At 72.0% G+C, this 24,379-nt stretch carries 23 protein-coding genes; 16 read left to right on the top strand and 7 right to left on the bottom strand.

Annotated features, from left to right (window positions below; translation table 11 throughout):
- Nucleotides 1-56: 56 nt before the first annotated feature.
- The 3 genes from trpD to ACWED2_RS08775 all read right to left on the bottom strand — a co-directional run bounded on the left by trpD (nucleotide 57) and on the right by ACWED2_RS08775 (nucleotide 1,985).
- Nucleotides 57-1,091: an anthranilate phosphoribosyltransferase gene (gene trpD, locus ACWED2_RS08785; RefSeq protein WP_449689840.1), complete on the bottom strand. Its 1,035-nt coding sequence runs from the start codon at nucleotides 1,089-1,091 to the stop codon at nucleotides 57-59.
- 5 nt (nucleotides 1,092-1,096) lie between these two features.
- Nucleotides 1,097-1,507 carry a hypothetical protein gene (locus ACWED2_RS08780; RefSeq protein WP_449689839.1) on the bottom strand — a complete coding sequence of 137 codons (411 nt, stop codon included), beginning with the start codon at nucleotides 1,505-1,507 and terminating at the stop codon, nucleotides 1,097-1,099.
- A 64-nt stretch (nucleotides 1,508-1,571) separates the two neighbouring features.
- The gene (locus ACWED2_RS08775; protein ID WP_449689838.1) at nucleotides 1,572-1,985 is read right to left on the bottom strand and encodes a hypothetical protein; all 414 of its coding nucleotides are present in this window, start codon (nucleotides 1,983-1,985) and stop codon (nucleotides 1,572-1,574) included.
- Nucleotides 1,986-2,080: 95 nt separating this feature from the next.
- Between ACWED2_RS08775 and ctaE the strand changes: the two genes are divergently transcribed.
- The 4 genes from ctaE (at nucleotide 2,081) to qcrB (ending at nucleotide 6,426) form a co-directional block, all read left to right on the top strand.
- Complete coding sequence (ctaE, locus tag ACWED2_RS08770) at nucleotides 2,081-2,704, top strand: aa3-type cytochrome oxidase subunit III (protein ID WP_410609087.1); 624 nt, start codon at nucleotides 2,081-2,083, stop codon at nucleotides 2,702-2,704.
- A 61-nt stretch (nucleotides 2,705-2,765) separates the two neighbouring features.
- On the top strand, nucleotides 2,766-3,584 hold the full coding sequence (gene qcrC / locus ACWED2_RS08765) for a cytochrome bc1 complex diheme cytochrome c subunit (RefSeq protein WP_449689837.1): 819 nt from the start codon (nucleotides 2,766-2,768) through the stop codon (nucleotides 3,582-3,584).
- A complete protein-coding gene (gene qcrA, locus ACWED2_RS08760) occupies nucleotides 3,581-4,747 on the top strand; it encodes a cytochrome bc1 complex Rieske iron-sulfur subunit (RefSeq protein ID WP_449689836.1) in 1,167 nt (388 codons plus the stop codon). Before qcrC ends, qcrA begins: the two co-directional genes overlap by 4 nt.
- Entirely contained in the window at nucleotides 4,744-6,426 is a 1,683-nt protein-coding gene (gene qcrB, locus ACWED2_RS08755; RefSeq protein ID WP_449689835.1) for a cytochrome bc1 complex cytochrome b subunit, read from the top strand. The genes qcrA and qcrB overlap by 4 nt, the downstream gene beginning before the upstream one ends.
- Before the next feature lie 52 nt (nucleotides 6,427-6,478).
- On the opposite strand, the gene ACWED2_RS08750 is transcribed toward qcrB, so the two are convergent.
- The 3 genes from ACWED2_RS08750 to ACWED2_RS08740 form a co-directional block, all read right to left on the bottom strand.
- Nucleotides 6,479-6,664, bottom strand: coding sequence for a YdeI/OmpD-associated family protein (locus ACWED2_RS08750; protein ID WP_449689834.1), 186 nt, complete (start codon nucleotides 6,662-6,664; stop codon nucleotides 6,479-6,481).
- On the bottom strand, nucleotides 6,661-6,942 hold the full coding sequence (locus ACWED2_RS08745) for an Lrp/AsnC family transcriptional regulator (protein WP_086848133.1): 282 nt from the start codon (nucleotides 6,940-6,942) through the stop codon (nucleotides 6,661-6,663). The genes ACWED2_RS08750 and ACWED2_RS08745 overlap by 4 nt, the downstream gene beginning before the upstream one ends.
- 339 nt (nucleotides 6,943-7,281) lie before the next feature.
- Complete coding sequence (locus ACWED2_RS08740; protein ID WP_449689833.1) at nucleotides 7,282-8,985, bottom strand: DEDD exonuclease domain-containing protein; 1,704 nt, start codon at nucleotides 8,983-8,985, stop codon at nucleotides 7,282-7,284.
- A 97-nt stretch (nucleotides 8,986-9,082) separates the two neighbouring features.
- Between ACWED2_RS08740 and ACWED2_RS08735 the strand changes: the two genes are divergently transcribed.
- The 4 genes from ACWED2_RS08735 (at nucleotide 9,083) to ACWED2_RS08720 (ending at nucleotide 13,531) form a co-directional block, all read left to right on the top strand.
- Entirely contained in the window at nucleotides 9,083-10,480 is a 1,398-nt protein-coding gene (locus ACWED2_RS08735) for an NYN domain-containing protein (protein ID WP_449689832.1), read from the top strand.
- 67 nt (nucleotides 10,481-10,547) lie between these two features.
- Nucleotides 10,548-10,805: a hypothetical protein gene (locus ACWED2_RS08730; RefSeq protein WP_449689831.1), complete on the top strand. Its 258-nt coding sequence runs from the start codon at nucleotides 10,548-10,550 to the stop codon at nucleotides 10,803-10,805.
- Nucleotides 10,806-11,250: 445 nt separating this feature from the next.
- Nucleotides 11,251-12,306: a C40 family peptidase gene (locus tag ACWED2_RS08725; RefSeq protein ID WP_449689830.1), complete on the top strand. Its 1,056-nt coding sequence runs from the start codon at nucleotides 11,251-11,253 to the stop codon at nucleotides 12,304-12,306.
- Between the two features lie 67 nt (nucleotides 12,307-12,373).
- Nucleotides 12,374-13,531: a glycosyltransferase family 4 protein gene (locus ACWED2_RS08720; RefSeq protein ID WP_449689829.1), complete on the top strand. Its 1,158-nt coding sequence runs from the start codon at nucleotides 12,374-12,376 to the stop codon at nucleotides 13,529-13,531.
- Here the strand turns inward: ACWED2_RS08720 and ACWED2_RS08715 are convergent.
- Nucleotides 13,528-14,142 (bottom strand): uridine kinase, encoded by a 615-nt coding sequence (locus tag ACWED2_RS08715; protein WP_449689828.1) that lies wholly within the window; start codon nucleotides 14,140-14,142, stop codon nucleotides 13,528-13,530. The genes ACWED2_RS08720 and ACWED2_RS08715 overlap by 4 nt on opposite strands.
- A 64-nt stretch (nucleotides 14,143-14,206) precedes the next feature.
- On the opposite strand from ACWED2_RS08715, the gene ACWED2_RS08710 reads away from it, so the two are divergent.
- From ACWED2_RS08710 to bsaP, 8 genes are all read left to right on the top strand, one after another.
- The gene (locus ACWED2_RS08710; RefSeq protein WP_449689827.1) at nucleotides 14,207-14,620 is read left to right on the top strand and encodes an SRPBCC family protein; all 414 of its coding nucleotides are present in this window, start codon (nucleotides 14,207-14,209) and stop codon (nucleotides 14,618-14,620) included.
- Nucleotides 14,621-14,643: 23 nt separating this feature from the next.
- Entirely contained in the window at nucleotides 14,644-15,855 is a 1,212-nt protein-coding gene (locus tag ACWED2_RS08705; protein WP_449689826.1) for a cytochrome P450 family protein, read from the top strand.
- A gap of 101 nt (nucleotides 15,856-15,956) precedes the next feature.
- Nucleotides 15,957-17,237: an adenosylmethionine--8-amino-7-oxononanoate transaminase gene (locus ACWED2_RS08700; RefSeq protein WP_449689825.1), complete on the top strand. Its 1,281-nt coding sequence runs from the start codon at nucleotides 15,957-15,959 to the stop codon at nucleotides 17,235-17,237.
- 208 nt (nucleotides 17,238-17,445) lie between these two features.
- On the top strand, nucleotides 17,446-19,692 hold the full coding sequence (locus ACWED2_RS08695) for a bifunctional SulP family inorganic anion transporter/carbonic anhydrase (RefSeq protein WP_449689824.1): 2,247 nt from the start codon (nucleotides 17,446-17,448) through the stop codon (nucleotides 19,690-19,692).
- A gap of 356 nt (nucleotides 19,693-20,048) precedes the next feature.
- Nucleotides 20,049-22,226 carry a SulP family inorganic anion transporter gene (locus ACWED2_RS08690; RefSeq protein WP_449689823.1) on the top strand — a complete coding sequence of 726 codons (2,178 nt, stop codon included), beginning with the start codon at nucleotides 20,049-20,051 and terminating at the stop codon, nucleotides 22,224-22,226.
- 133 nt (nucleotides 22,227-22,359) lie between these two features.
- A complete protein-coding gene (bioD, locus tag ACWED2_RS08685) occupies nucleotides 22,360-23,079 on the top strand; it encodes a dethiobiotin synthase (protein WP_449689874.1) in 720 nt (239 codons plus the stop codon).
- 78 nt (nucleotides 23,080-23,157) lie between these two features.
- Nucleotides 23,158-24,171: a biotin synthase BioB gene (gene bioB / locus ACWED2_RS08680; protein WP_449689822.1), complete on the top strand. Its 1,014-nt coding sequence runs from the start codon at nucleotides 23,158-23,160 to the stop codon at nucleotides 24,169-24,171.
- Entirely contained in the window at nucleotides 24,158-24,364 is a 207-nt protein-coding gene (gene bsaP, locus ACWED2_RS08675) for a biotin synthase auxiliary protein BsaP (protein ID WP_449689821.1), read from the top strand. The genes bioB and bsaP overlap by 14 nt, the downstream gene beginning before the upstream one ends.
- The last annotated feature ends 15 nt before the right edge of the window (nucleotides 24,365-24,379 follow it).

Below are 24,379 nucleotides of genomic sequence, written 5' to 3'. Positions count from 1 at the left end.
CACGCGAGTTCCGGCTTCGATCACGCGAGTTCCGGGTTGGCGCACGTGAGGTTCGGTCAGCTGAAGGCGATCCAGCGGTCCAGCAAGGCCGCCGCGGCTCCCGAGTCGATGGCATCCGCCGCTCGCGTCAGACCCGCCCGGAGGTCGTCCTCCAGGGACGCCGAGAAGCCCGTGAAGGCGGTCAGCGCGGCTGCCGCGTTGAGGAGGACGGCGTCGCGGACCGGGCCCGGCTTGCCGCCCACCAGGTCGCGGACCACCTCGGCGTTCGCCGCCGCGTCGCCGCCGCGCAGGTCCTCCGCCGTCGCGCGGGCGATGCCCACCGATGCCGGGTCGAAGCTGCGCTCGGTGACCGTGCCTTCGGAAACCACCCACACGGTCGACGTCGTCGTCGTGGTGATCTCGTCGAGGCCGTCGTCGCCGCGGACCACCAGGGCGCGCGTGCCGCGGCGGGCGAACGTCTCCGCCAGCACCCTCGTCTTGTCCGCGTACGCGCAGCCGATCAGCGCCGCGCCCGGCTGGGCCGGGTTGGTCAGCGGGCCGAGCAGGTTGAACGTCGTCGGGATGCCGAGCTCGCTGCGCACCGGGCCCGCGTGCCGCAGCGCCGGGTGGAACGCCGAGGCCAGGAAGAACCCGATGCCGACCTCGGTGAGGCTGCGCTGGACGTCCTCCGGCGGCAGGCTGATCGTGACGCCGAGCGCCTCGAGGACGTCCGCCGCGCCGGACTTCGACGACGCGCTGCGGTTGCCGTGCTTGGCCACCGGCGCACCCGCCGCCGCGGTGACGATCGTCGCCATCGTCGAGATGTTCACCGAGTTGGAGCCGTCGCCGCCGGTGCCGACGATGTCGACCGCCGGGCGGTCCAGCTCGACCCGCCGGGCGTGCGCCAGCATCGTGGCCGCCATGCCGGCGATCTCCTCGGGCGTCTCGCCCTTGGCGCGCAGCGCGACCGCGAACCCGGCGATCCGGGCCGGGCTCGCCGCGCCGCTCATGATCTGGTCCATCGCCCACGCCGTGTCCTCCGCGGACAGGTCGACGCCGGCGACGAGCTGCTTGAGCAGGGGTGGCCAGGTGCGGGGGACCGGGGCGGTCACCGGGCTCAGCCGTTCACGGCGGGGACCCGCCGCGCGCGCAGCACGTCGGCGACGGTCTCCGCGGCGGTCAGCGGGTCCAGCGGGTGCACCAGCACGGCGTCCGCCTGCGACCAGGTGGCCAGCCACCGGTCGTCCTTGCGCCGCACCGCGACCACGATAGGGGGACAGTCGGCGATTTCACTCTTCAGCTGCCGGCACAGGCCGATGCCGCCGGTCGGCTGCGCTTCGCCGTCGAGGATCGCCAGGTCGACGTTGCCTTCGTCCACCTCGGACAGCACGTCGGCGATGCCGGCCGCCTCGACGTAGTCCACGCGCGCCAGATCCGCGGCGGGCCGGCGGCCGACGGCGTTCACGATCGCCTCGCGCACCTCCGGCTTGTGGCTGAACACCAGGACCCGCATCGACCGCTCGCTCATTGAGCACGCCTCCGTCTGTATCGCCGCACGACTCGCACGCCGATCGTATCGGCCGAGACCGACATCACGCGGTCGGCTCCGGCTGTTGCGCGTCCCAGCCGAGCGCGTCGCCGCCCAATCGCTGCGCCAGACCCGCCATCCGCGACCGTTCCTGGGCGCAGTGCAGCGCGTCGAGCACCTGGACGCGCACCGCGAGCACCCGCGCCTGCCCCTCCGAAGAAGCCTGTTCCCGCAGCTCATAGCCGTCCTGCGCGAGGATCGACGCCGCCTCTTCCACCCGGTCCGGCGGCAGCAGGAGGTGGTGCCGCAGAACGGCCGGTGCCGTGCTGACCCAGTCGGGTGAAGCGGCGAGCACGGCGGAGTCCGCGACGACCGGGTCGAAGGCCTCGGCGACGATCTTCAGGCCGGGCGCGTCAAGCGTCAGACCGGGCGTTTCCCGCTTCTTGACCAGGTCAAGCAGGCGGTCGAGTAAACCCATGAGTAGCTCTCACCTTCCCGGGCATCCGGTGTGATCGGTTACGCAGACGACCCGCCGTGGACCCACCCGGCGGAGCGGTGGTGCGAGAGGACATAATGCGACGCGTGACAACGGCAGCTCCCACCATCAGTCAGCGGGTCCACTCGCTGAACCGGCCGAACATGGTCAGTGTCGGCACCATCGTGTGGCTTTCCAGCGAGCTGATGTTCTTCGCCGGACTGTTCGCGATGTTCTTCACCGTCAAGGCGCAGAACTCCACCGGTGCGTGGCCGCCGCCGCTGCACGGCGAGGAGTTCAAGCTCAACGTGGCGTACGCGATCCCGTTCACGGTGATCCTCGTGCTGTCCTCGCTGACCTGCCAGTTCGGCGTGTTCGCCGCGGAGCGCGGCGACGTCTACGGGCTGCGCCGCTGGTACATCATCACGTTGATCATGGGCGCCATCTTCGTCGGCGGCCAGGCCAACGAGTACCACAACCTGGTCGAAGAGGGGATGACGATCCCGTCCGGCCCGTTCGGCACGGTCTTCTACCTCGCGACCGGGTTCCACGGCCTGCACGTCATCGGCGGGCTCATCGCCTTCGTGTACCTGCTCATCCGCACGAAACTGAGCAAGTTCACGCCCGCCCAGGCCACGTCGGCGATCGTCGTGTCCTACTACTGGCACTTCGTCGACATCGTGTGGGTCGGCCTCTTCGGTGTGATCTACCTCCTCCCGTAGGTCCGCCCAGCCGCCACCACCATCACCATCGGCCTGAACTGACAGCAAGGGTTGCCGCAAGATGACCACCAGCACCAAAACCTCGGAGCGCCGGTACCGCGCGCGGTCGAAGCTGCGGAGGCGGTTCGCCGGCCTGCTCGCGCTCGGCATCGCGCTGGTGGGCGCCGGCGCCGGCTACGCCCTGCTCGTGCCGGAGCCGCAGACCGCGCAGGCCCAGGGCACGCCGGCGCAGCTGCGCCTCGGCGAGCAGGTCTACAACAACACCTGCATCGCCTGCCACGGCGCGAACCTCGAGGGCGTGCAGGACCGCGGGCCGAGCCTGATCGGCATCGGCGACGCTGCGGTGTACTTCCAGACTTCCTCGGGCCGCATGCCCGCCGCGCGCCAGGAGGCGCAGGTCGAGCGGAAGCCGCCGAAGCTGACCGAGGCCGAGATCGACGCGGTCGGCGCCTACATCCAGGCGCACGGCGGCGGCGTCCAGCGTCCCGCGGAGAAGGGCGAGGCCCTGCGCGGCGACGACCCGGCCCGCGGTGGCGAGCTGTTCCGCCTCAACTGCGCTTCGTGCCACAACTTCACCGGCCGCGGCGGCGCGCTGTCCGCCGGCAAGTACGCGCCGAACCTGGACCCGGCCAGCGAAGAGCAGATCTACACGGCCATGCTCACCGGCCCGCAGAACATGCCGAAGTTCTCCGACCGGCAGCTGTCGCCGGAGGAGAAGAAGGACATCGTCGCCTACGTGAAGTCGGTGTCGGACGGCAACAATGACCCGGGTGGTAACGGCCTCGGCGGGGTCGGCCCCGCTTCGGAGGGCGTCATCGCCTTTATCGTCGGGATCGCCGCGCTGATCGGCGTGACGTTGTGGATTGGATCGAAGGCATGAGTGCCGAGGGGCCGAAGCCGCCGACGGAGGCGGAGCTGGCTGAGATGGACCGGGACCAGCTGGTCAAGCTGGGCGGGCAGCTCGACGGGGTCGAGATCGTCGAGTACCCGACCCCGTGGCCCGTGGAGGGCACCCGCGCGGAGCGCCGCGCCGAGCGCCTGGTCGCGTTCTGGTTCGGCCTGTCCGCGCTGGCCGGGATCGGGTTCGTCGTTTCGCTGATCTGGTGGCCGTGGCAGTACGAGGCGCCCGACAACGAGAGCGCCCACTTCTGGTACAGCCTGTACACCCCGATGCTGGGCCTCACGCTCGGCCTGGCCATCCTCGGCCTCGGCATCGGCGTGATCCTGTACACGAAGAAGTTCGTGCCCGCCGAGGTCGCGGTGCAGCAGCGCAGCGACAACCAGGGTGAGGGGTCGTCCGAGGTCGACCGCCAGACGATCCTGGCGCACCTGGCCGACGCCGGGAACCGCAGCACCATCGCCCGCCGGTCGCTGATCAAGCGCTCGGCGATCGCCGGTGCGGGTGCGCTGGGCCTCGCGGCCGCGGCGCTGCCCGTCGCGTCCTTCATCAAGAACCCGTGGAAGGACAGCGAGTCCCGCGACTCGCTGTGGCACACCGGCTGGCAGCCGAACTTCCCCGGCGAGAAGGTCTACATGCGCCGCGCGACCGGCAAGCCGGTCGAGGTGGAGCACGGCAAGCAGACCGAGATCTCGCTGGTCAAGGCCGAGGACCTCGACGCGGGCGCGATGGAGACGGTGTTCCCGTTCCGCGAGTCCGAGCGCAACGACGCGGAGGCGCTGGCCAAGGCGCTGACCCGGGTCGACAACCCGGTCATGCTGATCCGCCTGCGCCCGACCGACGCCGCCAAGGTGGTCAAGCGGGAGGGCCAGGAGGACTTCAACTTCGGCGACTACTACGCGTACACGAAGATCTGCAGCCACGTCGGCTGCCCGACCTCCCTGTACGAGCAGCGGACCAACCGCATCCTGTGCCCGTGCCACCAGTCGCAGTTCGATGCCCTCCACTACGCCAAGCCGATCTTCGGCCCGGCGACGCGGCCGCTGGCCCAGCTACCGATCACGGTGGACGAAGAGGGATACTTGATCGCGCGAGGCGACTTCATCGAGGCCATCGGTCCGGCCTTTTGGGAGCGTAAGTCATGAGTTCACTCACCACGCCGACCAAGGGGTCGAGCCCGGTCGAGAAGGCGTTGGGCGACGCCGCGAACAACGCCGACCAGCGGTATCACCTGGCCAAGGGCCTGCGGCACCAGATGAACAAGGTGTTCCCGACCCACTGGTCGTTCCTGCTGGGCGAGATCGCGCTCTACAGCTTCATCATCCTGCTGCTCACCGGTGTGTACCTGACGCTGTTCTTCGACCCCTCCATGCAGGAGGTCGTCTACCACGGCAGCTTCAAGAACATGCAGGGCCTGGAGATGTCGCAGGCGTTCCGCACGACGCTGGACATCTCGTTCGACGTCCGCGGCGGCCTGTTCATGCGGCAGCTGCACCACTGGGCCGCGCTGATCTTCGTCGCGTCCATGGCCGTCCACATGCTCCGCATCTTCTTCACCGGCGCGTTCCGGCGGCCGCGTGAGGCGAACTGGGTGATCGGCGGGCTGCTGCTGATCCTGGGCTGCTTCGAGGGCTTCTTCGGCTACTCGCTGCCGGACGACCTGCTCTCCGGTACCGGTATCCGCGCGACGCTGTCGGGCATCGTGCTCTCGGTGCCGGTGGCCGGTACCTGGATCCACTGGGCGCTCTTCGGCGGGGAGTTCCCCGGCGACCAGATCATCCCGCGGCTGTACACGCTGCACATCCTGCTGATCCCGGGCATCATGCTGGCCCTGGTCGGGGCGCACCTGGCGCTGGTCTGGTACCAGAAGCACACCCAGTTCCCGGGGGTGCGGCGCAAGGAGACCAACGTCGTCGGGGTGCGGATCATGCCGTACTTCGCGCTCAAGGGCGGGGCGTTCTTCACCCTGGTCGTGGGTGTGCTGGCGCTGATGTCGGGCCTGTTCCAGATCAACCCGGTGTGGAACTTCGGCCCGTACAACCCGGCGCAGGTTTCGGCGGGTTCGCAGCCCGACTGGTACATGGCCTGGGCCGACGGCATGCTCCGGATCTGGCCGGCGTGGGAGGTCTACCTCGGGAACTACACGATCCCGGCGGTGTTCTTCCCCGGCGCGGTCGGCATGCCGATCCTCTTCGGCCTGCTGCTGGGCTACCCGTTCATCGAGCGGAAGCTGTCCAAGGACACCGCGCACCACAACCTGCTCCAGCGGCCGCGTGACGCACCGGTCCGCACCGCGCTGGGCGCGATGGCGCTGGGCTTCTTCATGGTCATCGAGCTGTCCGGCTTCAACGACATCATCGCCGACCAGTTCGACATCTCCCTGAACGCGACGACGTGGGCGGGCCGCATCGGCGTGCTGATCGTGCCGCCGCTGGCCTACTACTTCACCTACCGCATCTGCCTCGGCCTGCAGCGGGCCGACCGCGAGGTGCTGGAACACGGTGTCGAGACGGGCATCATCAAGCGGCTGCCGCACGGTGAGTTCATCGAGATCCACCAGCCGCTGGCGGGCGTCGACAGCCACGGCCACGCGATCGCGCTCGAGTACCAGGGCGCGTCGGTGCCGAAGAAGATGAACAAGCTGGGTTCGGCCGGGCACGCCGTGCCGGGCACGTTCTGGTCGCCGGACCCGGCCGAGGAGACGGCGGCGCTGGAGCGGGCCAACGGCAACGGCCACTCCGGTGGCGAAAACGGCCAGCACGGCCAGCACGGCGAGTTCGACTCCGCCGAGACGGCGTCGGCCGCGAAGCAGTCGGACCACTAGGTCCACGAACGACGAAGGGCCACCTCCGCGCGGAGGTGGCCCTTCGTCGTTCCTACATCCGGTCCCGGAGCCGGGTGATGGTCTTTCCGGCCCTGGAGACGCGGGTCTCGGGCTTCTTGGCCTCGGCGACCCACTGGACGTACTCACGACGATGCGAGGGCGGCAGGGCCTCGAACAGCGCCGCGGCGTCCGGTGCGGCCGCGAGGGCCTCGGCCAGCTCCGCGGGGACCTCGCTCAATCTTCGACGCCGATCGAGAAGGCCGATTCGGTGTCGGCGCGGCTGTAGGACCGGAACGCGATGTGCGTGACGGTGTTCAGCACGCCGGGCACCTTCCCGATCTTGCCGGGGATCAGGTCGGCCAGCCCTTCGTGCGTGGACACCTGCACCGTGGCGATGAGGTCGACGTCCCCGGCGCAGGAGTAGACCTCGCCGACCCCCTCGATGTCGGCGATCGCCTGCGCCGCGTCCGGGATCGCGTCCGCCTCTGCCTGGATCAACACGATCGCGGTGATCACCTGGGTCCTCCAAGACTCGTCTGCGGGTGTCGCCCGCGATCCTAGCTACGCCTGGAAGGCCGGATGGCGTACCCGGACGGTCGGCCGCGAACCGACCCTCCAGGTACGCGGGCCGACTCCTCAGGTACGCCAACCGACCTTCCGGGTGCGCGAGCCGACCTTCCGGGTGCGCGAGCCGACCTTTCGGGTGCGCGAGCCGACCTTTCGGGTGCGCGAGCCGACCTTTCGGGTGCGCGAGCCGACTCCCCAGGTACGCCAACCGACCCTCCAGGTACGCGGGCCGACTCCCCAGGTACGCCAACCGACCCTCCGGGTGCGCGAGCCGACCTTTCGGGTGCGTCAGCCGACGTGCTCGAGCGAGTGGGCGTCCGCGACCAGGTCCAGCCACCCCCGCCAGCCCGCGACCGCCGTCGGTTCGGCCCACGGGCGGGTCGTCCGCACCAACCGGACCCCGGGCCGGGCCAGCCAGCGCAACAGCACCCCCACCTCCTCCGGCGGCGCGCCGTGCAGCGGCCCCGGCTCCGGCAGCACCGTCTCCGCCGACGCCACCAGCGCCTCCACCACCGTCATCGGCGGCACCCCGCGCCGCGCCACGCCCGCCGAGGCCAAGCGTCCGTAGCGGATCACCGACAGCTCCCAGCCCCCGCTGCCGTCCGGGGCCGCCGCGATCAGCTCGCCGATCGAGGCCAGGGAGGCCTGCCGGTGCGCCCGTCCCAACGCGCGGATCAGGCCAGCCAGCTCGTCGCGGTGCCGGGCCGCCTGCTCGTAGTGCCGGCCCGCCGCCAGCCGTTCCACGTGCGCCGCCGCCGTGTGCAGGGGGCCGCCGTCCAGGCCCGCGATCAGCCCGGACACCGACTCGACCGCCGGGGTGTACGCCTCCACGCTCTGCCGTCCCGCGCACGGCGCTCCGCAGCGGCCCAGCTCCGCCAGCACGCACGGGGTCCCGTTCGCCGACCGGGGCGAGATGCGCTGCGTGCACGTGCGCAGCCCCGATGCCCCGGCCAGCGTGTCCGCCGTCGTGCGGGCGTCCGCCTGGTTGCGGAACGGGCCCAGCACCCCCGGCCGGGGCAGGCGGACCACCGACAGCCGGGGGAACGCCTCCTCCGTCAGCCCGATCCACCAGCCCTGGTGCCGGTTCTTCGACCGCCGGTTGTACGCTGGCCGGTGCGCCGCGATCAGCCGCAGCTCGCGGACCTCCGCCTCCAGCGCGTGCGCGCACACCACGTGGTCGACGCGCTCGGCCAGCGCCACCATCTCGCGGATCCGGCTGCGGTTCTCCGACCCGGTGAAGTACGTCCGCACCCGCCGCCGCAGGTCCTTCGCCGTGCCGACGTACAGGACTTCGTCCTTCGGGCCCTTGAACAGGTAGACGCCCGGTGCCGACGGCAGGTCCGCCGCCAGGTGCCGCTTCGCCCGCTGGGCGACGGTCACCTCCGGCAGGTACCCCATCAGCTCCTCGAGCGAGTGCACGCCCAGGTTGCCGACCCGCTCCAGCAGGCCGTGCAGGACGTCCACGGTCGCCCGCGCGTCGTCCAGCGCCCGGTGGGTCGGCCGCGTCCGGGCTCCGAACAGCAGCGCCAGCGCCGTCAGGTTGTACCGCCCGACCTCGTCACGCGGCACCACCCGGCGCGCCAGCCGGACCGTGCAGACCACCGTCGGCTTCGGCCACACGTACCCGTGCCCCTCGCACGCCGCCCGCATGTGGGACGTGTCGAAGCCGGAGTTGTGCGCCACCAGCACCGCACCCCCGATGAACTCCAGGAACGCCGGCAGCACCTCCTCGATCGGCGGCGCGTCGTAGACCATGGCCTGCGTGATCCCGGTCAGTGAGACGATCTGCGGCGGGATCGGCGTGCCCGGGTTCACCAGCGTCGCGAACTCGCCCAGCACCTCGCCCCCGCGCACCTTCACCGCCCCGATCTCGGTGATCCCCGACGGCCCCGGCGGGGCCCCGGTGGTTTCGAGGTCGAAGACGACGAAAGTGGTGTCCCGCAAGGGAGTTCCGAGCTCGTCGAAGGCGAGCTGAGCCTGGACCGAACGCATGGGCGGGACTCTAGGGGCGACCACCGACAGTTTCCGCGCGCCGCCGGTCCGTGTGGTGCGCGGCGCGGGATGCGGAGGCGGGGCCTACCCTGGACCAATGCACCCGCAGCCGCTCGTGCCGGAGCCGCCGGAGGACCCCCAGGGTCCCTCGGGCGTGGCGTCGCGCCCCGAGCCGGCCGAGGAGCTCGCTGACCAGGCCGGACATCCCGAGCCCGCCGCCTGGCCGGGGCTGCCCGAACCGGTGCGCGACCGCATCGCCGAGCTCGCCGCGGCCGCCGTCGCCAAGCTGCCCGCCACCGACGTGCCCCGCCAGCTGCGGCCGGTCGCCAAGTTCGCCCCGGCCAAGCGCGCCAAGCTCGGCGGCGCCGCGCTGCTGGCGGCTCTCGGCGACTCCTCCCAGTTCCGGACCGCCGTCATCGAGTGGCTGCGCGAGCACCGCACCGACGCCCTCGACCCGAACGCCACCGACTCCGTCGCCGCGGCGGCCGCCGCCGTCCTGCTCGGCGAGTCGGGTGCGGCCGGGCGCGTCCGGCTGGTCGCCCGGAACGCCGAGGAAAACGCGCTGCGCGCCGAACGCGACGCCGCGCTCGCCCGCAGCCAGCGGCTCGAAACCGAGCTCGCCCAGGTCCGCGCCGAACTCGCCGAAGCGAAGCTGGCGGCCGAGAACGCCCGGGGCGAGCGCGAGGGCGAAGTCGAGAAGCTCCTGAAGCGCCTTCGCGAGCAAGGCGTCCAGCTGCGCCAGGCCAGGGACGCGGCCGACGCGGCGTCCGCGGAGGCCGAACGCGGTTCCGCCGCGCGCGACGACGAAATCGCCGCCCTCACCACCCAGCTGGAGCGCGAACGCCAGCGCGTCGCCGCCGAACGCGCCCGCGCCGAACGCGCGGCCGCCGACGCCGAGATCGCCCGGCAGTCCGCGCGCGAGGCCCGGCAGGCCGACGAGGTGCGGCTCGCCCTGCTCATCGACACCATCGACGGCGCCGTCACCGGCCTCCGCCGCGAGCTCGCCCTCGGCGCGCGCGGCGCCCGCCCGGCGGACATGGTCCGCGGCGCCAGTTCCGGCACCGGCCAGGGCGGCAAGATCGCCGACGTCTCCACTCTGGACCGCTACCTGGCGCTGCCCAACGTGCACCTGATCGTCGACGGCTACAACGTCACCAAGACCGGTTACCCGGAGCTCGCCCTCGCCGACCAGCGCGACCGGCTGATCCACCAGCTGTCCGCGCTGGCCGCCCGCACGTCCGCCGAGGTCACCGTGGTGTTCGACGGGGCCGGCGTGCTGTCGGTCCCCGCCTCGGTGCCCCGCGGGGTGCGGGTGCTGTTCTCCGACCGCGGGGTGCTCGCCGACGACGTCATCCGCAACCTCGTCGCGGCCGAGCCCGCCGGGCGGCCCATGGTCGTGGCGACGTCCGACCGGGCGGTCGCGGACTCCGTGCGGGGTCGCGGGGCCCACCCCGCGCCGTCATCGGTGCTGGTCAGCCGCCTTTCAAGGGTCTGACCCACCGAAATTGTCGGTGGTGGCGCCTACCGTCGTCCTCAGTCAGTTCCGACGTGAGGAGGACCACATGGGCGACACCCCCGAGCTGTCCGAAGTGGACGTCTCGCACATCGCCGTTTCGGACATCGAGAACCTGGTGGTCGATTGCGACCGCTGCGCCGTGCGCGGCATCTCCTGCCACGACTGCGTGGTGAGCGTGCTGCTCGGCGCGCCACCCGCGGTGGTGTGGGACGCCGACGAGCGGCGGGCGATCGACGCGCTGGCCGAAGCCGGGATGGTGCCACACCTGCGGCTGGTCGAAGACCCGATCCGGCGCACCGCCTGATTTCCACCGTTTCGTGACGGCGCGCCGAATGGTCGATTGAATCGGTGAACGGTCGGTAGTCGAAAAGCGCGCCGGAGAAACCCCAGCGTGTAACGCCCATCACAGGTTTCCTCCCGCCCTGGTCCGATGGTGTTCAGCGGCGTCACGCAGCGTTTTCGGCGAAGAGGTGGTGGACGTGGTGGCGCTCTTTTCGTAACCTGTCCGAGATCTCGTGGCCCCCGGCCGTCTGAAGAGGCGGCGACGCGGGATCGCCGCCGGACGCAGCTTTGTCGGGAAGCTGGGAACCGGAACCACCACCGCGTGCTTCACCTGTTGCGGCTCGTGCATGGCAAAAGCGCACGGCTCGGCGCGTGGTGGGTGGGACAAGCGGTGAAGAGGAACTCCCCGACCTCTTCGCGCCCCGGTCCCCGTCGGCGGCCGAGACGCAAAGGAGACCCGCGCGACCGTGCAGTCGCATTCCCTCAGGCGCGTGGTTTCAGGTGCCCTCGCCGCGGCCTCGGTGATCACCCTCGTCACCGTGGCCCAGCCGACGGCCACCGCCGCCCCCGTCCCCGTTCTCCAGACCCCGCCCACCGGCTCCGACGCCCTCGCCAAGTACCGCGACCTGGCGGCCCAGGCCGAGAAGCTCAACGAAGACCTGCTTTCGGCTCAGGACGACCTGAAGAAGAAGCAGGGTGAGCTCGACAAGGCCACCGGTGACGTCAACGCGGCGAAGCAGCAGGCCGCCGCGGCGTCCGAGAGCCAGAAGAAGTACCAGACCGAGGTCGACAAGTTCGCCGGCGCGTCGTTCACCAGCGGTGTCCAGCTGAACAAGCTGTCGGCGCTGCTGGCGGGCACGTCCACCCAGGACTTCCTCGACCGCTCCTCGGCCCTCGAGGTCATCGCGACCGGCAAGAACGCCGCGATGGGCAACCTCACCGGCGCCGTCCAGCAGGCCACCGACGCGGCCGCCAAGGCCAGCGACGCCGCGAAGCGCGCGCAGGACGCGCGGGACACCGCGGCCAAGCTGACCGAGGACATCAAGGCCAAGCAGAAGACGCTGAACGACCAGATCGACCAGCTCGAAGCGGCCAACAAGAACCTGAGCACCGCGGACAAGAACGCCCAGAAGGACCGCGGCGGCACCCCGCCCGCCAACATCCAGGCGCCCACCGCGGCCGCGCAGGCGGCGGTGAACGCGGCGCTGAGCAAGCTCGGCAGCCCGTACAAGTACGGCGCCACCGGGCCGGGCACCTTCGACTGCTCGGGCCTGACGTCGTGGGCCTACGGGCAGGCCAACGTGGACATCCCGCGGACCAGCCGCGAGCAGTCCACCTTCGGCGCCGCGGTGCCGCGGGACCAGCTCCAGCCGGGCGACCTGGTGTTCTTCTACTCGCCTGTTTCGCACGTCGGCATGTACATCGGCGACGGCAAGATGGTCCACGCGCCCGACACCGGTGACGTCGTGAAGATCTCGCCGCTGCAGAGCCAGTACTCGGGGGCGCGCCGCCCGACGGCGTGAACCCGGCAGCAGGGAAGGGGCGGTACCGCACACGCGGTGCCGCCCCTTCGTCGTTAGCCTCTGGGGTGTGCTCAAGACCCTGCTCGTGACCAACGACTTCCCGCCGCGGCCCGGGGGGATCCAGAACTACCTGAACTCCCTCGCCACCCGGCTGCCGTCGGACGACCTGGTCGTCTACGCGCCGTCGTGGGAGTCGCGGACGGGGTCGCACGAGGAGTTCGACGCCGAGGCGCCGTTCGAGGTCGTCCGGCACCCGACGTCGCTGATGCTGCCGACGCCGGACGTGCTCCGCCGGGCGAAGCAGATCATGCGGGCGCGGGACTGCGAAGCCGTCTGGTTCGGGGCCGCGGCGCCGCTCGCGCTGCTGGGGCACCCGCTGCGCCGCGCCGGCGCGCGCCGCGTCGTGGCGTCGACGCACGGCCACGAGGTCGGCTGGTCCATGCTCCCGGGCTCGCGGCAGGCGCTGCGGCGGATCGGCGACACCACCGACGTCGTCACCTACGTCAGCCGGTACACCCGCGCCCGCTTCGCCGCGGCGTTCGGCGCGATGGCCGGGCTGGAGCTGCTGCCGTCCGGGGTGGACACCGGGGTGTACCGGCCGGATCCGGCCGGGCGGGCGGAGATCCGCGCCCGGCACGGCCTCGGCGACCGGCCGACCGTCGTCTGCGTGTCGCGGCTGGTCCCCCGCAAGGGCCAGGACCAGCTGATCCGCGCGCTGCCGTCGATCCGCGAGCGCGTCCCGGACGCGGCGCTGCTCATCGTCGGCGGCGGCCCGTACCGCAGGAAGCTCGCCGAGCTGGTCACCGGGCTGGGCCTGGAGCGGGACGTCGTGCTCACCGGGTCGGTGCCGTGGGCCGAGCTGCCGGCGCACTACGCCGCGGGCGACGTCTTCGCGATGCCCGCGCGCACCCGCGGCAAGGGGCTCGACGTCGAGGGGCTCGGCATCGTCTACCTGGAAGCCTCGGCGACCGGGCTGCCGGTGGTCGCCGGCAACTCGGGCGGGGCGCCCGAGGCGGTGCTCGACGAGGTCACCGGGCACGTCGTCGAGGGCCGGGACGTCGTCCAGCTGAGCGAGACACTGGCGAGCCTGCTGGCCGACCCGGTGCGCGCGCGCCGGATGGGCGAGGCCGGCCGGGAGTGGGTGACGGCGAACTGGCGCTGGGACGTCATGGCGCGGCGGCTGTCCGGCCTGCTGGACGGCGATCCGGTGGCCGTCGTCCGCTAAGGCGTGTAGAGCGCCGGGTGGCGGGGATCGTCGACGCGCACGACGACGTCGGCGAGCGAGCCCGGGTCCGCTTCTTCCTCGTAGCGCTCGTAGGCCGGGACCGCCCAGCCGTCCGGCACGCGGCGGCGCAGGGCGGCGGGGGAGAGCCACAGGTGCACGGCCAGGTCGAAGGCGAGCCCGGCGCCGAGCAGCAGTTCGCCGTCGAGGAGCAAGACGCCGCCTTCGGGCAGCGGCACCCGTTCGGCGCGGGTCGCCCGGTCGCGCTCGGCGTCCCACAGCGACGGCAGGACCTCGCCGGACCCCTTGAGCGGCTCCAGGACTTCGCGGCGGAGGGCGCCGAGGTCGAGCCAGTCGGTGTAGCGGGCGTCGGGGTTGGTGCGGCCGTGCTCGAAGCGCAGCGACGCGGGACGCAGGAAGTCGCGGGCCGACACGCGCAGGGTCGGGCGGCCGCGCAGGCGCAGCGGATCGACCAGGGCGTCGGCGAGTTCCGCGGTCTCCGTGGCGCCCGCCGCGCCGTCGACGGCCACCGCGATCCGCGGCCCGGTGAGCGCGTCGATGCGATCGGTGAGTTCTTCGGCGAGGACGGCGGGGGAGATCGGGCGGTAGCGCACGGGTTCCCATCCTCCACCCGGGCCGGCCGCCGGTTTTGTCGTACCCCGGTGCGAGGATGAGGACATGACTTCTTCAACGGGGAAGACGGCCGATGCCGGGTGGAACATCGGCGTCTCGCGGACCTTGCCGTACCCGGCCGAGGCCGTGTGGGACTTCCTGGTCAGCCGGGAGGGCGTCGCGATCTGGCTCGGCCCCGGCGTCGAGCTGCCCGAGGAACCGGGCGCGGAGTACGAAACGGCGAACGGCACGGTCGGCGAGATCCGCAGCTTCGTCGGCGGCGACCGCGTGCGGCTCACCTGGCGGCCGAGCGACTGGGACCACGACTCGACCGTGCAGGTGCGGCTGAGCGGTTCGGGCGCGAAGACGACGCTGCGGTTCCACCAGGAATGGCTTGCGGGCGCGGAAGAGCGCGAGGAACAGCGGGCATACTGGCAGGACGTGACCGAGCGCGTCGTGGCGGCACTGGCCGAGCGCTGACGCGGTGAGCCCTGGGGGCTGAGATGACGACCGGCGAAATCGTCGAGGTAGCGGAGGACTTCGCCCAGGACGCGCACGTGTTCTCCGAGATGCTGCGCGGCGGCGGCCCGGTCCGCCGGGTGCGGCTGCCACCGCGGGGGCTGCCGGCCTACGTGGTCACGGGGTTCGCGGACGCGCGGGCGCTGCTGTCGGATCCGCGGCTGAGGAAGAACAGCCAGGGGATCCGCGAGCTGTTCGCGGCGAAGCTGCCGCCGGAGGCCCTGCAGAACGGCCTGGGGCAGGACCTGAGCTGGCACATGTTGAACTCGGACCCGCCGGACCACACGCGGCTGCGGAAGCTGGTGAACAAGGCGTTCACCGGGCGGACGGTGGCGCGGCTGCGGCCGCGGGTCGAGGAGATCACCGCGGAGCTGCTCGACGCGCTGGCCGGGCAGGAGCGGGCGGACCTGGTGGCGTCGTTCGCCGCGCCGCTGCCGATCACGGTGATCTGCGAGCTGCTCGGGGTGCGCGAGGAGGACCGCGCGGAGTTTTCCGGCTGGTCCAAGACGCTGCTGAACGCGGCGGTGCGCCCGGAGCAGATCCAGGCCGCGGCGGCGAGCATGTTCGCGTACCTGACGGACCTGATCGCCCAGAAGCGCGCCGAGCCGGCCGAGGACCTGCTGTCGGACCTGGTGCACGCCACCGACGACGGCGACTCGCTGTCCGAGCCCGAGCTGGTCTCGATGGCGTTCCTGCTGCTGGTGGCGGGCCACGAGACGACGGTCAACCTGATCGCGAACGGTGTGCTCGCGCTGCTGCGCGAGCCGGAGCAGCTGGCCCGGCTGCGCGCGGAGCCGGCGCTGCTGCCGGGCGCGGTGGAGGAGTTCCTGCGCTTCGACGGCCCGATCCACCTGGCGACGCTGCGGTTCACGGCGGAGCCGGTGGAGGTGGCCGGGGTGACGATCCCGGAGGGCGAGTTCGTGCTGGTTTCGCTGCTCGGCGCCAATCGCGACGCCGAGCGGTACCCGGAGCCGGACAAGCTGGACGTCACGCGCGCGGCCGGCGGGCACCTGGCGTTCGGGCACGGCATCCACTACTGCGTGGGGGCGCCGCTCGCCCGGCTCGAGGCGGAGATCGCGATCGGCGGTCTGCTGGCGCGGTACCCCGAGCTGGCCTTGGACGCGAAGCCGGATGAGCTCGTCTACCGGACGAGCTCGCTGGTCCACGGGCTGGAGGTGCTGCCGGTCCGGTTGTGAGGCCCGGGAGCCGGGCCGGGGCGAGCCGAGTCGTAGGCTCCGCCTTCCTTCCCGCCACCACCCTCGACGGAGGCGCTTCGCGCCACTGTTTTAATTCGAGGATGGACTCCGCCGGCCTGCTCGCCCTCGATGCCCAGCACGTCTGGCACCCCTACGCGCCCATGCCCGCGAAGGTGCCGTCCCTGCTGGTCACCGAAGCGAGCGGCGTCCGGCTCACCCTCGCCGACGGCCGCGAGCTCGTCGACGGCATGTCCTCGTGGTGGTCCGCCGTCCACGGCTACCGGCACCCCGTGCTCGATGCCGCCCTCACCGCCCAAGCCGGGCGGATGAGCCACGTCATGTTCGGCGGCCTCACCCACGAACCGGCCATCACCCTCGCCAAGACCCTTGTGGACCTCAGCCCCGACGGTCTCGAGCACGTCTTCCTCTGCGACTCCGGTTCCGTTTCGGTCGAAGTCGCGGTCAAGATGTGCCTGCAGTACCAACGCTCCCGCGGGCGGACCGGGAAGCACAAGCTGCTCACCTGGCGCGGCGGCTACCACGGCGACACCTTCACCCCGATGAGCGTCTGCGACCCCGAAGGCGGCATGCACTCGCTCTGGCGGGGTGTCCTGCCCGAACAGATCTTCGTGCCCGCACCACCGTCCGGTTTCGACACCCCGCCCGACCAGTCCTATGTGGACATACTGGCCGCGGAAATCGAGCGGCACCGGGACGAACTCGCCGCGGTGATCGTCGAACCCGTCGTGCAGGGCGCCGGCGGGATGCGCTTCCACCACCCCGCCTACCTGCGGGCCCTCCGGGAAATCACCGAAGCGCACGACGTCCTCCTCGTCTTCGACGAGATCGCGACCGGCTTCGGCCGCACCGGAGAGCTGTTCGCCGCCGGGCACGCCGGTGTCACGCCCGACGTCATGTGCGTCGGCAAGGCGCTCACCGGCGGCTACCTGAGCATGGCCGCCGCCCTGTGCACCCCGGCCGTCGCCGCCGGGATCGCCCGAGGCGAACTGCCCGTCCTCGCGCACGGCCCGACCTTCATGGGCAACCCGCTCGCGTCCGCCGTCGCCAACGCCTCGCTCGGCCTGCTCGCCGACGGCAGCTGGCGCCACGACGTCACCCGGATCGAGAAGGCCCTCCTCGACGGGCTGGCCCCGGCGCGCGACCTGCCCGCCGTCACCGACGTGCGGGTGCTGGGCGGGATCGGCGTGCTGCAGCTCGACCACCCCGTCGACATGGCCGTCGCCACCGACGTCGTCACCGCGAACGGCGCTTGGCTGCGGCCGTTCCGGGACCTCGTCTACGCCATGCCGCCCTACGTTTCGACTGACGACGACCTCGCCGTGATCACCCGGGCGATGCTTGCGGTCGCCGAAAAGGCCTGAATTCAGCACATCGGGTGTGACCACCGGCACACCGAGACCCGAAGGTCCCTCACCGTCGCGCTGCGTGGCAACGCCGGTTCGAAACCACGCGAACGGTCGAGGCGGTAAGTGTGAAGGAGCCCGGAAACCCGGTCCGTCCTGTGCCCGGACGAACGCGAGAAATGCTTGCGTAGCGGACTTTTCGCGCGGTTTCGGCGATCCTGCCCCCATGATCGAGATCGTTCGTGGCGAACACGACACCGGACCCCCGAAGCGCTCCGCCCACTGGCTTCAGCAGCGGCGGGAGAACCTCAAGCACGATTTCCTCGCGTCGATCGTCGTCTTCCTCGTCGCCGTCCCCCTGTCCCTCGGCGTGGCCTTCGCCGCCGGGGCACCGCTGCTCTCCGGCCTGATCTCCGCCGTCGTCGGCGGGCTGGTCGCGAGCCTCTTCGGCGGATCGCCGCTGCAGGTCAGCGGGCCGTCCGCCGCCCTCACGATGGTGGTGGCCGACACGATCGCCACCCACGGCTGGCCCACCACCTGCGCGATCACCGTCGCCGCGGGCCTGCTCCAGATCCTCTTCGGCCTCACCCGGGCCGCCCGCGCCGCGCTCGCCGTCTCCCCGGCGATCGTGCACGGCCTGCTCGCCGGCATCGGCGTCACGCTCGTGCTCGGCCAGCTGCACGTCGTCCTCGGCGGCTCGGCGCAGGGCTCCGCGGTCGCCAACGTCCTCGCGCTGCCGGGGCGGATCGCCGCCCACCACGACCAGGCGGTGCTGATCGGCGTCGTCACCCTCGGCGTCCTGCTGGCCTGGCCGCGGCTGCCGAAGGCCGTCCGCCGCGTGCCCGCGCCGCTGGCCGCCGTCGCGCTGGCCACCGGCCTGTCCGTCGCGACCGGGATGACCCTCCCGCGCGTCGACCTCCCCGCCGGCCTGCCCGCCCTGCACCTCGTGCCGCGGCTGCCGGACGGCGGCTGGAGCGGCTTCGCCGTCGCCGCGGTCACCATCGCGCTCATCGCCGGCCTGGAGAGCCTGCTGTCCGCGGTCTCGGTCGACAAGCTGCGCGGCGGCCCGCGCACCGACCTCGACCGCGAACTGATCGGGCAGGGCGCGGCGAACGTCGCCGCCGGCGCGCTCGGCGGGTTCCCCGTCACCGGCGTCATCGTGCGCAGCATGACCAACTTCGAAGCCGGCGCGCGCACCCGGGCGTCGGCGATCCTGCACTGCGCCTGGATCCTCGCCGCCTGCCTGCTGCTCACCGGCGGGCTGCGGCTGATCCCCCTTGCCGCGCTGGCCGCGCTGCTGGTGTACGTCGGGACGAAGCTGGTGAACCTGCACGGGCTCAAGGAAGTCCGGCGCCACGGCGACCTGCCGGTGTACGCCGTCACCCTGGCCGGTGCGGTGGCCGTCAACCTGCTCACCGGCGTCGCGGCGGGGATCCTGCTCGCACTGGCGATGATGCTGCGGCGGATGATCTTCTCCGGGATCCACGTCGAAACGGACGGCGACCGCCACCGCGTCGTCATCGAAGGCGCGCTGACGTTCCTGTCCGTGCCGCGGCTGACCCGCGTGCTCGCCGACGTGCCCCCGCACGCCGAGGTCACCCTCGAGCTGCTCGTCGACTACCTCGACCACGCCGCGTTCGACTGCCTGCGCGGCTGGCAGCAAGCGCACGCCGGGCCGGTCACGGTCGACGAGATCGGCCACCCGTGGTTCGAACGCGGCCGCGCGGGGGAGCCGACCGTGCGCCGCAGCGTCGCCGCGCGCGTGGTGCCCCGCTGGCTTGCGCCGTGGTCGCAGTGGCAGGCCGAGCACGTCGTGCTGCCCGCCCAGCGCACCGCCAGCTCGCTGCTGTGCCGGGGCGCTTCGGAGTTCCAGCGCCGCACCGCGCCGCTGCTGCGCGAGACGTGGGACGGCCTGGCGCACGGCCAGCAGCCGCACACGCTGTTCATCACCTGCGGCGACGCGCGGATCGTGCCGAACCTGATCACCACCAGCGGGCCGGGTGACCTGTTCACGGTGCGGAACATCGGCAACCTCGTGCCGCCGTCCGACGACACCGACACCTCGGTCGGGGCGGCGATCGAGTACGCCGTCGGCGTGCTGGAGGTGGCCGAGATCGTGGTGTGCGGGCACTCCGGCTGCGGCGCGATGAAGGCGCTGCTCGGCCGGGCGCCGGACGGGCTCGACCAGCTTGGCAGCTGGCTGCGCCACGGCGAAGCGACCCTACGCCGTCGCAGCCGCGAAGCGCCGCTGCTGCTCGGCGGCGAGCGGCCGGCCGCCGAAGCCGACCAGCTCGCGCTGCAGAACGTGGTGCAGCAGCTGGAAACCCTGCGCGGCTACCCGGTCGTCGCCGCGGCTTTGGAGCGGGGTGCGTTGCGGCTCACCGGGATGTACTTCGACGTCGGCGCCGCCCAGGTGTCGCTGCTGGACGATGCCGCGCGCGGGTTCGTCCCCGCGGGGGCGCTGGAGCACTGATTCACCGGCCGGAGGCCGCTTCCGGGGCACCCACCGTGCTTCGGAAGCGGCCTTCGCCGTGCTCGGGCCCCGCCGCACCACGCAGTGCCTCGAGGAAGCGCTTTCAGTGGATCGAGAGTTAGATCACTCTCCGCGTCCAGTCGGCTACGACGGTTGCCCGGCTGGTGGTCGCTCGCCCTCCGTTTGGGGTCACGAAAGCCTTATATGGCAACGAATTTATCTGTCAAGCGACAGGTCGGCGGCGTGTTACTGTCGCGTTAACGGGATGTCCGATTTGTGACAAAAGGGTGAAATATCGCCAGTTCTTCACTCGATCGGGTGGCACATAGCGGACATTTCACTCGATTTCCGGTTGCATGGTGATCATGAGACCCCTCGCCGTGCTCCGACACGACCTGCCGGCCTCACTGGTCGTCTTCCTCGTAGCTGTCCCCCTGTCCCTCGGCATCGCCCTCGCTTCGGGTGCCCCGGTCGCCGCCGGGCTGGTCGCCGCCGTCGTCGGTGGCATCGTCGCGGGCGCGCTCGGCGGCTCCGCGCTCCAAGTCAGCGGGCCGGCCGCCGGCCTGACCGTGGTCATGGCCGAAACCATCCAGACGTTCGGGTGGGCCGTCACCTGCGCGATCACCGTCGCCGCCGGCGCGTGCCAGATCCTGCTGGGGCTGAGCCGCATCGCGCGGGCCGCGCTGGCCATCTCGCCGGCGATCGTGCACGGCATGCTGGCCGGCATCGGCGTCACGATCGTGCTCGGCCAGCTGCACGTCATCCTCGGCGGCAAGGCCCAGAGCTCGGCCGTCGAGAACGTCGCCGAGCTGCCCGCCCAGATCGTCGCCCACCACGACTCGGCCGCCATCGTCGGCCTGATCACCATCGGCCTGCTGCTGATCTGGCCGAAGCTGCCCGCAGCGGTCCGCAAGGTCCCGGGGCCGCTCGCCGCGATCGCGGTGGCCACGGTGGTGTCGGTCGCGTTCGGGATGACGCTGCCGCGCGTGGAACTGCCGGGCGACCTGCTGAACGTCCACCTCGTCCCGCAGCTGCCGGACGGCTGGGGCGGGTTCGCGCTCGCCGTGGTCACGATCGCGCTGATCGCGTCGGTGGAGAGCCTGCTCTCGGCGGTCGCGGTGGACCGCATGCACACCGGGCCGCGCGCCAACCTCGACCGCGAACTCGTCGGCCAGGGCACCGCCAACATGATCTCCGGCGCGCTGGGCGGCCTGCCCGTCACCGGCGTCATCGTCCGCAGCTCCACCAACGTCGCCGCCGGGGCCAGGTCCCGGGCGTCGGCGGTGCTGCACGGCGTCTGGGTGCTGCTGTTCGTCGTCCTGCTCGCCGGGCTGATCGAGAGCATCCCCCTGGCCGCGCTGGCCGGGCTGCTGGTGCACGTCGGCGCGAAACTGGTCAACCCCGGGCACATGAAGACCGTGCTGGCCCACGGCGATCTGCCGGTGTACCTGCTGACCCTCGGCGGCGTCGTGGTGTTCGACCTGCTCACCGGCGTGCTGGCGGGCATCGGCCTGGCAGTGGTGCTGATGCTGCGCCGCACGGTCTGGTCCGGTATCCACGTCGAACGCGAAGGCGACGACTGGCGCGTCGTCGTCGAAGGCGTCCTGACGTTCCTGTCGGTGCCGCGGCTGTCGAAGGTGCTCGGGACCGTCCCGGGCGGCGTCACCGTGCGGCTGGAGCTGGTCGTCGACTACCTCGACCACGCGGCGTTCGAAAGCCTGCACACCTGGCAGCAGGCGCACGAGCGCGCCGGCGGCACGGTGGAGGTCGACGAGGTCGGCCACCCGTGGTTCGGCAACGGCAAGGACGGCCGTCCGACCCGCCACCGCTCCGCGGCTCGGGCGGTGCCGCGCTGGCTCGCGCCCTGGTCGGAGTGGCAGGCGGCGGAGGGCGTCGAGATCCCGGCCCAGCAGACCCGCCGCGGCGCCACGGAGTTCCACCGCCGCGCGGCGCCGCTGCTGAAGGACACCCTGTCCGGCCTCGCCGACGGCCAGCGGCCCCGCACGCTGTTCATCACGTGCGGCGACTCGCGGATCGTGCCGAACCTGATCACCACCAGCGGGCCGGGCGACCTGTTCACCATCCGCAACATCGGCAACCTGGTGCCGCCGGGCCAGGCGGACGCGTCGATGAACGCGTCGATCGAGTACGCGGTGGGTGTCCTCGGGGTGTCGGAGATCGTCGTCTGCGGCCATTCCTCCTGCGGTGCGATGGCGGCGCTGGCCGACGGTCCGCCGCCGGGGCCGCTGTCGGCCTGGCTGCGCCACGCGGAGCCGAGCGCGCACCGGCTGGGCTCGGCCACCCTCGACGGCGCGGTCCCGGACCGCGAGGGCGACCGGCTGGCGCTGCACAACGTGCTGCAGCAGCTGGAGCACCTGCGTGAGTACCCGGCCGTGGCGGCGGCCGAGTCGGCCGGGAAGCTGCAGCTGACGGGGATGTACTTCCACGTCGGCGACGCCCAGGTGTACCTGTTCGACGCGGCCGAGCGGACGTTCCGCCCGGCCGGGGCGCCGGTGGCGGTGCCGGGCGCCTGAGCCACCGGGCTGAGCCGGGTCCGCGGGCCGCGGACCCGGCTCAGCCCGCGCGCGACGGGACGCCGCCGGCGGCGCTGACCACGGCCCGCGTGCGCGCCCCGCCCCGGAGTCACTATGTTGATGGTCCGTGAGCATGCTGGTGATGACGGGGACCGGGACCGGGGTCGGCAAGACGATCACCACGGCGGCGATCGCGGCCCTGGCGGCAGCCGGGGGACAGCGGGTGGCCGTGCTCAAGCCCGCCCAGACCGGGGTGCGGCCCGACGAGCCCGGAGACCTCCAAGACGTCGTCCGCCTCGCCGGGCCGGACGTCACCACGCGCGAGCTGCGCCGCTACCCGGATCCGCTCTCCCCGGAAGCCGCCGCCCGGCGCAGCGGGCTGCCCACGCTCGACCCCGGGGAAATCGCGCAGGCCGCGTCCGACCTCGACACCGGGCACGACCTCACCCTCATCGAGGGCGCCGGCGGGCTCCTGGTGCGCTTCGACAGCTCCGGCGCGAGCCTCGCCGACGTCGCGTGGTCGCTCGGCTCGCTCGTGATCATCGTGGCCGAGGCCGGTCTCGGCACGCTCAACGCCACCGCGCTCACCGCCGAGGTCGCGAGCAAGCGCGGGCTCACCGTCGCCGGCGTGATCATCGGCGCCTGGCCGGCCGATCCGGACCTCGCCGCGCTGTCCAACCTCGAAGACCTGCCGGTCGCGGCGGGGGCGCCGTTGCTCGGCGTGCTGCCCGCGGACATCGGCCAGGCCTCCCGCGAGGACTTCCTGGCCGCGGCGAGGGCCGGGCTCTCGCCGTGGTTCGGGGGCGAATTCGACCCGGAGCTTTTCGCCGGTTGCGCTTCCGCCGGGAAGTGACCTGCATCGCTGTCCCCTCGCCGCCGCTTCGTGCACGATGAGGGACGTTTGCCGCACCACCTCGATCAAGGAGCCACCGTGACCGCAGTCCCGGACACCGACGTCCTCGCCTTGGCGCGCGAGCAGGTCCTCGAAAGTGGCGTCGGCCTCGGCGAACAGCAGGTCCTCGACGTGCTGCGGCTGCCCGACGACCGGCTGCCCGACCTGCTCGCCCTGGCGCACGAGGTGCGGATGCGCTGGTGCGGGCCGGAGGTCGAGGTCGAGGGCATCATCAGCCTCAAGACCGGCGGCTGCCCCGAGGACTGCCACTTCTGCTCGCAGTCCGGCCGCTTCCCGACGCCGGTGCGCTCGGCGTGGCTCGACATCCCGAACCTGGTCAAGGCCGCCCGGCAGACCGCCGAAACCGGCGCGACGGAGTTCTGCATCGTCGCCGCCGTCCGCGGTCCCGACAAGCGGCTGCTCTCGCAGGTGCGTGAGGGTGTTCGCGCGATCCGCGAGGACGGGAACGACATCCAGATCGCCTGCTCGCTGGGCATGCTGACGCAGGAGCAGGTCGACGAGCTCGTCGACATGGGCGTGCACCGCTACAACCACAACCTCGAGACGGCGCGCTCGCACTTCCCGTCGGTGGTCACGACGCACACGTGGGAAGAGCGCTGGGACACGCTGCGCATGGTCGCCGACGCGGGCATGGAGGTCTGCTGCGGCGGCATCATCGGCATGGGGGAGACGGTCGAGCAGCGCGCGGAGTTCGCGGTGCAGCTGGCGTCGCTGAACCCGGACGAAGTGCCGATGAACTTCCTCATCCCGCAGCCGGGCACGCCTTACGAGCACTACGAAATCGTCGAGGGCCGCGACGCGTTGCGGACGGTCGCGGCGTTCCGGCTCGCGATGCCGCGCACGATGCTGCGCTTCGCCGGCGGCCGCGAGCTGACGCTCGGCGACCTCGGCGCGGAGCAGGGCATGCTCGGCGGGATCAACGCGATCATCGTCGGCAACTACCTGACCAACCTCGGCCGGCCGGCTTCGGCGGACCTGGAGATGCTGGACGAGCTCAAGATGCCCATCAAGGCCCTCAGTGACAGCCTCTGAAGCTGCGGGGTTCTGTGTCCACTGTGGACAGCCGTCGCCGGGTGGCGCGGACCACCCGGCGTGCCACAACCCACGGACGGCGCTGGAGCCGCCGCGCTACTGCACGTTCTGCGCGCGGCGGCTGGTGGTCCAGGTGAGCCCGCTCGGCTGGACGGCGCGCTGCAGCCGGCACGGCGAGACAGCCGGCGGCTGATGGCGGGCGTGGCGC

Source organism: Amycolatopsis sp. NPDC005003, assembly GCF_053600695.1.
Note: the sequence above shows the minus strand (reverse complement) of the source record. Positions and strands in the feature narration are given on the sequence as shown.